Annotated in this window: 9 protein-coding genes; 7 read left to right on the forward strand and 2 right to left on the reverse strand. The window is 62.2% G+C overall.

Annotation, left to right across the window (positions count from 1 at the left end; all coding sequences use genetic code 11):
* Positions 1 to 31: 31 nt before the first annotated feature.
* Together R3E82_19615 and R3E82_19620 are read left to right on the forward strand one after the other, a co-directional pair.
* Positions 32 to 1084: a putative metal-binding motif-containing protein gene (locus tag R3E82_19615; GenBank protein MEZ5553100.1), complete on the forward strand. Its 1053-nt coding sequence runs from the start codon at positions 32 to 34 to the stop codon at positions 1082 to 1084.
* Complete coding sequence (locus R3E82_19620; protein MEZ5553101.1) at positions 1081 to 1551, forward strand: hypothetical protein; 471 nt, start codon at positions 1081 to 1083, stop codon at positions 1549 to 1551. The genes R3E82_19615 and R3E82_19620 overlap by 4 nt, the downstream gene beginning before the upstream one ends.
* Positions 1552 to 1614: 63 nt before the next feature.
* Here the strand turns inward: R3E82_19620 and R3E82_19625 are convergent, their stop codons facing one another.
* Entirely contained in the window at positions 1615 to 2433 is an 819-nt protein-coding gene (locus R3E82_19625) for an acyl-CoA thioesterase II (protein ID MEZ5553102.1), read from the reverse strand.
* Positions 2434 to 2524: 91 nt separating this feature from the next.
* Between R3E82_19625 and R3E82_19630 the strand changes: the two genes are divergently transcribed.
* A complete protein-coding gene (locus R3E82_19630; GenBank protein ID MEZ5553103.1) occupies positions 2525 to 3439 on the forward strand; it encodes a TIGR01777 family oxidoreductase in 915 nt (304 codons plus the stop codon).
* Between the two features lie 20 nt (positions 3440 to 3459).
* The gene (locus tag R3E82_19635) at positions 3460 to 4968 is read left to right on the forward strand and encodes an amidohydrolase family protein (protein ID MEZ5553104.1); all 1509 of its coding nucleotides are present in this window, start codon (positions 3460 to 3462) and stop codon (positions 4966 to 4968) included.
* 24 nt (positions 4969 to 4992) lie between these two features.
* On the opposite strand, the gene R3E82_19640 is transcribed toward R3E82_19635, so the two are convergent.
* Positions 4993 to 7422, reverse strand: a complete 2430-nt coding sequence (locus tag R3E82_19640) for a DUF5916 domain-containing protein (GenBank protein ID MEZ5553105.1) — start codon at positions 7420 to 7422, stop codon at positions 4993 to 4995.
* Positions 7423 to 7637: 215 nt separating this feature from the next.
* Here R3E82_19640 and R3E82_19645 point away from each other — a divergent pair, with 215 nt between their 5' ends.
* The 3 genes from R3E82_19645 to nudC all read left to right on the forward strand — a co-directional run bounded on the left by R3E82_19645 (position 7638) and on the right by nudC (position 10573).
* Positions 7638 to 9251: an acyl-CoA synthetase gene (locus R3E82_19645; protein MEZ5553106.1), complete on the forward strand. Its 1614-nt coding sequence runs from the start codon at positions 7638 to 7640 to the stop codon at positions 9249 to 9251.
* A gap of 93 nt (positions 9252 to 9344) precedes the next feature.
* A complete protein-coding gene (locus R3E82_19650) occupies positions 9345 to 9644 on the forward strand; it encodes a hypothetical protein (GenBank protein ID MEZ5553107.1) in 300 nt (99 codons plus the stop codon).
* The gene (gene nudC / locus R3E82_19655) at positions 9644 to 10573 is read left to right on the forward strand and encodes an NAD(+) diphosphatase (protein ID MEZ5553108.1); all 930 of its coding nucleotides are present in this window, start codon (positions 9644 to 9646) and stop codon (positions 10571 to 10573) included. The genes R3E82_19650 and nudC overlap by 1 nt, the downstream gene beginning before the upstream one ends.
* The last annotated feature ends 3 nt before the right edge of the window (positions 10574 to 10576 follow it).

Consider the following 10576-nt stretch of genomic DNA (forward strand, 5'->3'; position numbering starts at 1 on the left):
TCCTGCTTTCATCCGGATCAGGGACGATCAAGTGTTGAACTCATCGCGCGTTCTGCCCGCACTCCTGCTGTGCCTGACAGCATCCCCCGTCCTCGCGCTCAGCCAGCTCTATGTGTTCATCGGCACGGGCAACGACGATCTGCGCGCCGGCAGCTCGCTGAAACTCCTCGTCCAGTTCGCCGGTGGCCGCAGCGAAAGCTACGACCTCTCCCGGGGCCGCCGCTTCGCCGACAACACCAACACTTCAGTCGTGCTGCCCATCTCACCGCCGAGTACGACGCACATCACCCGGCTCGCGCTGGCCTGGCAGCCCGACCGCCGGGATTTCATGGGTGATGACGAGTGGCAGATGAACCAGATCAGTGTCCACGATGGCGCCGGGCCAGGTGACCCGGTGATCTTTGATCTGCAGGCCAGCGCCACCGGATCGCACAAATTCCGAGGTGTGGAGGAGCTGGTGCTGACAACCGTTTCCGCAACACACGTGCAATGCCAGTCCGATGGGCAGTGCAGCGATGGTCTGTTCTGCAACGGCACCGAGCTCTGTCAGCCCGGCGCATCAGGTGCAGATGCGCGCGGTTGCGCAACAGGCATTCCGCCCTGTGCGGGTTCGGCCTGTGACGAGCGCGCCCAGGCCTGCTCGACGGCCTGTGTCGATGCCGATGGCGATGGTGCGCTCGCCGCGCACTGCGGCGGTAATGACTGTAATGACAACGATGCCGGCGTCTATCCCGGCAATGTCGAACGCTGGGATGCCGCCAACCGCGACGAGGACTGCGACCCGGATACCACCGGCTTCTCTGCGGGGATGGCAGAGCAGGTGCAGTTCTGCGACGGCGAGAAGGTGCAGATCATGGCGAGCAGCAGCCGCTTTATCGCGGCGGACTGCCCGGCGGGTACCAAATGCATACCCCAGCCCAACGGCACCGGCGTGTGCGGCACACCACCGCCGGGTTATCAGGCGCCGCAACGGTTCGCTCCGCCCGGACGCCAGCAGGTTCAATCACCAGCTACTCTGGTGCCCCGCAAGACCAGTCTGCTGAAGCCGGGTGCCCGGCAGACCAGCACGATCGCGCCCCAGTGAACGCCATCGCCTGGCCTGCCCAGCTGCTGCGCCTGATGCTGAGGATCGGCGTCATTCTTGCCATTGTCGCAGTCCTCACCTGGCTGCTGTTCGGCGCACTGCTGTTCGCCGGCTTGTGCGCGGTACTGGCCCTGCTCTGCGCTGGACTGCGCATGCTGATGGGCAGCCGTCCGATGCTCGAAATCCGCAATGGTGAACTGCTCTGTCACGCCCGGGATCTGGTGCGCAGGCGCTACGACCTCGACAGCATCCGGCAGATCGAGCTGCGCCGTCAGCTGGCACCGGCCGCCAGCTACGAACGCCACATCTATGCTCTACGGATGCGCAACGACGGCCTGATCTGGATGCTGCCGCAACCGAAGGACGCCGAAACCCGGGAGCTGATGGCGCGCTTCTTCGCCGAACATTTTCCCGGGCGGGTGAAGGAGATGCCGCTGAGCATCGGTCTGGGTAAAAGCGGCGGCTAGTATTCAGGCTGGTTGCACCGGTCAGGCACCTGGCAGCGGGGCTGCACCACCGCATCCTCCCGATCAGCGCTGCCGCATCAGACCTTCCTGCACTGTTGATGCCACCAGTAACCCGGAAGCGGTGAAGATCATGCCCCGGTTGAAACCCCGGGCAGCCGACGCACTCGGTGCATCCAGGGCGTAGAGCAGCCAGTCATCCACCCGCCAGTCGGCCACCGGCGCGCGATGAAACCACATCGCATGATCGAGACTGGCCATCTGCATCCGCTCACGCACCATCCGGTCCCGATGCGGGAGTCGAGCCGTGCCGAGCAGCGCGTTGTCCGATTCATACACGGCGAGACAGGCATGCAGCACCGGATTGTCCGGTACGCGGCCGTTGGTCCTGAACCACATATCCTGATGCGGAGGCTGTGCCGCTGCAGAGCTCAGCCGCTTGTGATCATGACGCCAGCCGAGAAAAGCCCAGTCCTGCATTTCAGCGGGGACCATGTCCTCTGTCGGCGGCTTTCGATCCGGCATCTCCACCTGGTGATCCAGCCCGGCCTCGGCCACCTGAAAGGAGGCATCCATGTTGAAAATGGCCCGGCCGTTCTGGATCACCACCACCCGCCGGGTTGAAAAGGAGCGGCCGTCGCGAATGGGTTCCACGTCGATCAGCGCAGGGATCTTCGGATCGCCCGGTCTCAGGAAGTAGCCGTGCAGGGAATGTACAAAGCGCCCGGCTGCCACCGTATGGGCCGCCGCACGCAGAGCCTGGGCCATGATCTGACCGCCATAGAGCCGATGCTCCCGGCCCGCCGGATGACGCGCGCGAAACAGGTATTTCTCGATATGCTCCAGCTCCAGCAGATCGAGCAGTTCAGACAGTGCGGCGGACATGCTTCGAACAGCGCTCGTGTTTGGCAGGGGTGCATCCTAAGGATGCGGAGCCGTTTCGACAAATACAGGCGATGGCAGGCATAGTCGACCTATGAGTTCCTCATCCCCTATCGTCATCGCGGGCGGCACCGGCTTCCTGGGCCGTCGTCTGGCTGCCTCGCTGGCGGGTGCGGGATACGAAATCGTTGTACTGAGCCGGCGCCCGCCGGGTGAACGGGTCGGGCCGGTGCGTTTTCAGCTCTGGGATCCACAGGTGCCCCAGGGGGACTGGAGCACCAGCCTGGAAGGCAGCGCAGCCCTCATCAACCTCTGCGGCGAATCTATCGGTGAAGGACGCTGGACCGACGCGCGCAAACGACTGCTGATCGACAGCCGCACCACAGCCACCACTGCCCTCGTGTCAGCCGTCAATGCCTGCGCTTCACCCCCGCCGGTGTTCGTGCAGATATCCGGGACAGGATTCTATGGCATCGGCGAACGGGAGTGTGACGAGCACACCGGACCAGGCAACGACTTTCTGGCCGGGCTGGCGCAGCGCTGGGAGGCTCCGCTCGAGGATCTGCGACCCGATGTCCGGCCTGTCGTCGCCCGTCTCGGTGTGGTGCTCGGCAAAAACGGTGGCGCACTCAAACAGATGCTGCTGCCCTTTCGTCTTTTTGTCGGTGGACCGCTCGCCAGCGGGCGCCAGTGGCTGTCCTGGATTCACCTCCACGATGTGTCCTCCGCCATCGCCTTTCTGATCGCGTCACCCGAAGCCCGCGGCGTGTTCAATCTCACCGCACCTGCGCCTGTCCGCAATGTCGATTTCGCGAACGCCGTCGGTAAGGCTCTGGGTCGACCCACCTGGATGTTCACACCCCGCTTCGTGCTGAAAACTCTGCTGGGTGAGCAGGCGACACTGGTCTGTGACGGACAGCGGGCGGTGCCGGAGCGACTTACCCGACTGGGCTACAGCTTCACCTATCCGACCATCGCAACTGCGCTCGCCGAGCTGACCACCAACTGACACCGCCACCGGAGACCGCCATGAGCAAGCACCCCCACACCCCTGATCCCGACGGTCTGCGTCTGCCGATCAAGATCGACAGCACCTCCAACGGCGAGTTCGTGCCCGTGCCACTGAATCGCACCAATCACATCGCCAACGAAGCCGCGCTGGAGGCTGCCACCCGGAATGCGCAGGCGGTGAACTCGAGCCGCCGCAGTTTTCTGCGCTCGAGTTGCGGTGTCGCCTCCACCCTGCTGGCCATGAATCAGGTCCATGCCGCCGCCGGCAACCTCGGTGGGTATTTCCAGGTCCCCGCTGCAGCCGCTTTCGACCCGCAACTGGCCAGCGCCAGTGTCGAAGGCAACGAGTTCATTTTCGATGTCCAGGGCCACTACGTGGATCCGCGCGGCGCCTGGCTGAAACAGATCCCGGAATTCGCACGGCCCTTCGCCGACATGCCCAAGGCGGACTGCGATCTTTACTACGAAGGGGATCCGAAGTCCTATCTCAACTGTCTGGGTCCGGGTGAGTTCGTGAAGGACGTGTTCCTGGATTCAGACACGGACATGATGGTGCTCTCCTTCGTGCCCTCCGCACCCGATGCAGAACCGGTGACGATCGAGGCCGCCGCTGCCACCCGGCAGATCATCGAGGACATGGAAGGCTCGAAACGCCTGCTGCTGCATGGTCGCGTGAACCCGAATCAGCCGGAAGACATGGACCGCATGGAGGAGCTGGCCGAAACCTGGAAGATCTCGGCCTGGAAAACCTATACCCAGTTCGGCCCAGACCGCAAAGGCTACTACCTGAGCGACGACGTCGGCCTTGCGTTCATCGAGAAAGCCCGCTCACTGGATGTGAAAGTCATATGCATACACAAAGGCCTGCCGCTGGGACGGGATTCCATTGAGCACAGCCGCTGCACGGATATCGGCGTGGTCGCGAAGCAGTATCCGGACATGTCCTTCATCGTCTACCACTCAGGCTACGTGGCGGGTAAGGCCGAAGGCGCTTATGCACCCGACAATGACGGCGTGGACACTCTCATCAGATCCCTGCTGGACAACGGCATCGCACCCGACAGCAATGTCTACGCCGAACTGGGCAGCACCTGGCGCTTCCTCATGCGCGAACCGGATCACGCCGCACACGTGCTGGGGAAACTGTTGAAGTATTGCGGTGAAAAGAACGTGCTGTGGGGCACCGACTCCATCTGGTACGGCTCCCCTCAGGATCAGATCCAGGCGTTCCGCACCTTTCAGATCGCACCCGAGCTGCGGGAGCTGCACGGCTACCCGGAGCTGACCCCGGCCGTGAAGGCCGGCGTGTTCGGACTCAATGCCACGGTGCCCTATAAAATCAGTCCAGCCGAGGTGCAGCTGCATGCATCGAAGTCCCTGGCCGGAAGTGCTGCGCGAAGGGACCCCATCGGCAATCTGCAGGCGAACTATCGTGACAATCCGGACCCGCACTTCTCGACCTACGGGCCGAAGACGCGTCGCCAGTTCTTCAATCTGCTGGCGCGCAATCGTGGTCAGCGCAGTTGAGCAGCAGCGCGCGCAGCAGCAGGCTTAAGAACCCAGCCGGTAGCGCAGCTTCACCACGAACATGTCGGCCAGGGGATTGTCCCAGCCGTCCTGGAAGATGTCGTCGAAGTCCTGATCCATGAGGCGGTTGCTCTTGCTCGCCTGACGCGTGTACACGATGAACAGATCCGACAGTGGCGCGATCTCCCAGCGGTAACGGGCCTGGAAGCTCAACCGCGACACCGAGAAATCGTCGGTCGGTCCCGGTGGTTTGGCGACTTCGATGAGATCATCGGGTGAGGTCGGCACCAGATAGAATTCATCTTCCCGGGCTTTGATGCCTACCCACTGCAGCGATATACGCAACTGCTGTTTCGCACTGATCCAGTATTCGCTGTCGAGGAGCGGTCCGAGCTGTTGCGCCTGGAAGGTGGTCATGTTGCGATCTTCCTGATGCAGCAGCCATCCGTCCCGGTCCTTGTAGTTGACCTTCAGGCCCATGCTGAAGCGATCGTTCGGCCGCCATTCCACACCCGCCGTCAGTTCCAGGCTCTGCCCGCCCAGGTCTTCACCGAAGGTACCGAGGTCTGCGACAAAGATGAAAGCCTGGGTCGGATCGGTCTCGAAACCGACGTTCAGTCCCGCCTTGTCTTCGGTCCGGTAGATACCATTGTCGAAACTGTTCAGGTCGTCGTAGACCTTGGGGGAGTAACTCGCCAGCACCTTTATCCGGTGCAGTGAGTTCAGTGTGAGAACGTTGGTCAGAAAGACACCCGCCCGCACGAGCCGATCATCGAGATTCCATTGCAGCGGACCCCGCACATCGAACTGATTTTCCTTGGCCCAGCCGAGATCCGATGTCGTCCGCTGATGGGAGACACGCACCTGGTATTCGCTGTTGCGCTCCAGGTAGCCGAGATCGTTCAGCTCGATTCTGCTGTCGAGATACTCGAGTCCAACCCGGGTGGATACGCCCTGCCGGTGGGAATAATCGAAATCCGTGTAGCCGCCATAACCGCGGCCGATCCCATCGATGTCGGACGTGAAGGCCTGACCGTCCATCTTCAACTTCGCATTCCGGGTGTAATAGTGCCAGTCGACGCCCTGGGCGAAGGCATCTTCCCCGACGCCTTTCACCACCGCGGTGGACAGAAAACCGATGCCCTTGTAGCGTCCGTTGGAACTGCTCTCCCATAACAGACGGGCGATGCCGTAATCGTTACCCGACTGCTGCACCTGCTGGTCGACAAAAGCGTCATCGACATAACGCAGGCTGGCATCGTCTTCGAAAGCACCCAGCACACCATAGCGGAAGGCGCCGATCTGCCCGGTGACCTTCGCCGCACCGAGCAGGTCCACCGGCTGGATCAGATCCCGGTCGTTGACCCTGTCCTCATCATCGTCTGCCCCTTCCGGCAGTTCGGGTCTGCCGCCGATGCGGCGGGTGTTCACCATGGTGTACGGCGATCCGGCGCGCCCCACACCGCGGCTGCGGGTGTCGGAACGTGGCGTGGCATTGAAAATCTGCTGGCCTTCGAGGAAGAACAGGCGCTTCTCCGGGAAGAAGGTCTCGGTGGCTGAGAGGTTGATGATCACTTCATCCGACTCGACCGCACCGAAGTCGGGATTCAGGGTCGCATTGAGCTGGAAATTACTCGACGGGCGCCAGAACAGATCGGCGCCGGTCTTGATGTCCGTCCTGTCATCGATCTGGTCCTGGGTGACCGAGACATAGGGATAGAAGTTGTACTGCTGACGCGGGCTGATCCCCTCCATCTGCAGGGGCTGCATCACCGACATGAATTCCGGACGGGTGGGGGGCAGAGCGGGCCAGGCCCAGCGTTCGTCGCCCCGGTGCGCCACGGCGCGGCTGATGTAGAAACCCATGCGACGCTCCTGAGGAGACTGGGGCATCGCCACCGTGCCCCAGGGAATCAGAAACTCAGCCGACCAGCCGCTGTCCGTGACGGCGGTCGCCGCGCGCCAGGGACCGTCCCAGTCACTCGAGTACTGCCGTTCCGGCAGAATGGTGCCGTCGCTGATGGAATTGCCCAGAAACACGTTGAACCAGTAGCCGTAGCGGCCGGTGCCAGAGGTATCCAGGGTGAAGCTGACTCCGTCCCGGGACAGCGGGAACACGTCCCGGCCGGACAGCCGCGATATCAGGGTCTCCGCCGGCTGATCCATGTCGACGCCGACATGCAGGCCCCGCTGGGAGTAGAAAATGCGCACCCGGGTGGCGTAGGGCGGCTTCTGCAGCGTATCCGGCTCGGTAATGTAGAACTCATCGAACACGGCCAGCCTGCTCCAGACCGCTTCGTCGAGCCTGCCATCAACCCGCACGTCGACATCGTGACGTTCGAGTTCCACCAGTGCGAGTGCACCCGGCGCTGCCCCGGCAGCCGGACCCGCCATCATTATCAACACGACAATGACACACGCGCTCGCGCCCCCCGATCCGGGGCGCCAGTTCATCGTTGTCCCCTGTACATCCAGTCGACTCAGAAAAAGTCACATTCTAGCAAGCCTGACCCGCCCGGCGTCCACAATGCGTGGGATCCCCCAATTGCGCTCCGGGCTGATCCGGCCAAAGCGCCAGGCAGTTGGGCTATGATGCCCCGCTCGAACTGCAGGCACCCGAGGCGGGTGCACCACCCTCCTTACATGGGATAGATCTTCCGGAGCGGAACATGAGCGACTGGAATTACGGCGACATTCTCGATGGCATCGATTCGGTTGTGCCGGGTGAACGCCCGGCATGCATACACGGCAAGCGGTCCATCAGCTGGTCGGATTTCTCGAAGCGCAGTAACAATCTGGCACGCGGTCTGCTCGACGCTGGCGCGAAACACGGCGATAAGATCGCCTTTTATCTGCGCAACTGCCCCGAATACGCAGAGGGTATTGCCGCCGCATTCAAGGCCCGACTCACCCATGTGAATGTCAACTACCGCTACGTCGATCACGAACTCATTTACCTGATCGACAACTCCGATGCCACGGTGGTCATCTACGCAGCGGAGTTCGCGCATCACGTGGCCAGCATCCGCCAGCAACTGCCCAACGTCGCTCAGTGGATCGAAGTTGCGGACGGACATCCCGGCAATGCGGATGTGATCGACTACGAAGCGATGGCTGCAGAGGGCTCAGGACAGCCCCTGGGCATAACCCGATCACCCGACGACATGCTGTTCCTTTATACCGGCGGCACAACCGGCATGCCGAAAGGCGTGATGTGGCGTCACGAAGATCTGTGGTGTGTCACAGGCGCCGGTGGCAATCCGCGTGTCGGTCTGCCGCCCTCGCCGCACCTTCAGGATTACCTCGGCCGGGTGCTGAACGAACAGCCACCGGTGAATCTGCCCCTGCCGCCGATCATGCACGGTACCGGTCTGCTGTCCGCCATCGGCGCAATGACACACGGCGGCACCTGCGTGACTCTGCCCGGTCGCAGCTTCGATGCTGAGGAAGCCCTGGCCGCCATCGACCGGCATCGGGTCACTGCAGCGACCATCGTCGGCGATGCGTTCGCGCGACCCATGGTCGAAACCCTCGATGCCAATCCGGGACGCTTCGACATCAGCTCGCTGAAAGTCATTTCCTCATCGGGTGTGATGTGGACCAGATCCGTGAAAGCCGGCCTGCTGCGACACAATCCGGAACTCCTCCTCGCGGATGGTTTCTCATCATCGGAAGCCATAGGTCTGGGCGCCTCACTGATGACCAAAGATGCTGCGGTCGAGGTCGCCAAATTCACCCTAGGGCCTTCCTGCAAGGTCTTCGACGAGAATTTCAGGGAGGTGGCCACCGGAGAAACAGGCATGGTGGGCGTCACCGGGTTTCTGCCGATCGGCTACTACAAGGATGAAGCCAAGAGCGCCAAGACGTTTCCGCTGATCAACGGGGTGCGCTACTCGATCCCCGGAGACTGGGTACGGGTCGAGGCAGACGGATCCCTCACCCTGCTCGGCCGGGGCAGCAACTGCATCAATACCGGCGGTGAAAAAGTTTATCCGGAGGAAGTGGAGGAAGCGCTCAAACACCACGAATCCGTCGCTGATGCGCTGGTGGTTGGTCTGCCGGATGACAAGTGGGGACAATCGGTCAATGCTGTGGTGGAGCTCAATGCGGGTTACACACTCGACGAAATGGCGCTGAGAGATTTTTCCCGGGCAACCCTTGCTGCCTACAAACTGCCGAAACGCATACTGGTTCGTGACAGCCTCGAGCGTGCGCCGAACGGTAAGGCCAACTACAAACTGATCCGTGAATTCGCTGCCCGGGAGCTGGGTGTAAAGATCTGAACAGGTAAAGTCTGAGTCGGCAAAGAATGTGATGGAACACAGAAAAAAGCCCGAAACGCTCTGGCATTATCGGCCGTTCATGGAGTCGACGCTGTGACCACTGCCAATCTTCAGGAATCCGCTGCCACCCTGCTGCTGCGCTCACCGCGACTCAGCGTGAGCCTCATTCTCGAACTGCTCGACCTCAGCGATGCCGACTTCCGCGAGCTGACTCTGCGCAATGCCCGGGTCCGGGAACTGCTGGAAGCGCGGCGCCGCGGCGAACTGACCATCGAAGAACCGGAGCTGAAAACCTGTCCCGGCTGCGGTGACTGGTTCATACCATACGCTCACGCCCGCTGCTGCTCGGACGACTGCGTGCGCATCTCGCGCCTGCAGTCGGCAGGCAGCTGATGTCACTCGTTCATACGTTCGCCGGCAATCCGCTGGATCGCGCAGACCCGCTGCGCAGAGACGAAACGAAGATCCAGGCGGCTGCATCCCACCCCACCAGCCGTTACCTGCCATTGTGGAACCTCAGTGTGCTGGTGCAGGGCACCGAGACACCGCACCTGGGCTGGATCGACTGCGCAGACATCTCACGCCTGGATATCGATGTGGCACCGGTGCTGCTCGGGCTGGACGCCGATGTGGCACATTTCGCCATCGACATTTCCGAAATCGGCGATCCGAGCCATGAACTGAATCTGCCCGCTGACTGGCGCTTCGAAGACGCCCGCATGGCGGCGATGTCATTGCCCGCTGCCGAAACAGGCATCACGGCCCAGGCCCGCTCCCAGATCGACTGGCACCGACGGCACGGCTTCTGCAGTGTCTGCGGCGCGCGCACCGAGCAGCGCAGGGGCGGCCATCAGCGCCGCTGCAGCGACTGCAACGCCGAGCATTTCCCGCGGACCGACCCGGTCGCCATCATGCTGATTACAGACGGCGAGCAGTGCCTGCTCGGTCAGTCGGCCGGACGACTCGCAAACGCCGGCATGTACTCCGCGCTGGCGGGATTCATTGACCAGGGCGAGTCCATCGAAGAGGCGGTGCGACGGGAGATCCGGGAAGAAGCCGGGATCGAAGTCGGCGAGGTGCGCTATCACTCATCCCAGCCCTGGCCGTTTCCTTCTTCGCTGATGATCGGCTGTCACGGTCAGGCACTGACCAGGGATATCACAATCGACACCACGGAACTGACCGACGTGCGCTGGTTCGACAGATCCGAAGTGCACGCCGCAATGACAAAGAATCATCCGACCCTGCGACTGCCCGGGCCCATCGCAATCGCCCACCATCTGATCGACGCCTGGGTGAACGATGAAACTGGTGGCCTCTGAGCA

The sequence above is a fragment of the Pseudomonadales bacterium genome, from assembly GCA_041395945.1.
In the GTDB taxonomy this organism is placed as follows: Bacteria; Pseudomonadota; Gammaproteobacteria; order Pseudomonadales; family Azotimanducaceae; genus SZUA-309.

Bases quoted from the DNA above. Each gene is read 5' to 3' on its own strand.
- R3E82_19625 (MEZ5553102.1), bottom strand. From the start codon at position 2,433: ATGTCCGCCGCACTGTCTGAACTGCTCGATCTGCTGGAGCTGGAGCAT.
- R3E82_19630 (MEZ5553103.1), top strand. From the start codon at position 2,525: ATGAGTTCCTCATCCCCTATCGTCATCGCGGGCGGCACCGGCTTCCTG.
- R3E82_19635 (MEZ5553104.1), top strand. From the start codon at position 3,460: ATGAGCAAGCACCCCCACACCCCTGATCCCGACGGTCTGCGTCTGCCG.
- R3E82_19640 (MEZ5553105.1), bottom strand. From the start codon at position 7,422: ATGAACTGGCGCCCCGGATCGGGGGGCGCGAGCGCGTGTGTCATTGTC.
- R3E82_19645 (MEZ5553106.1), top strand. From the start codon at position 7,638: ATGAGCGACTGGAATTACGGCGACATTCTCGATGGCATCGATTCGGTT.
- nudC (MEZ5553108.1), top strand. From the start codon at position 9,644: ATGTCACTCGTTCATACGTTCGCCGGCAATCCGCTGGATCGCGCAGAC.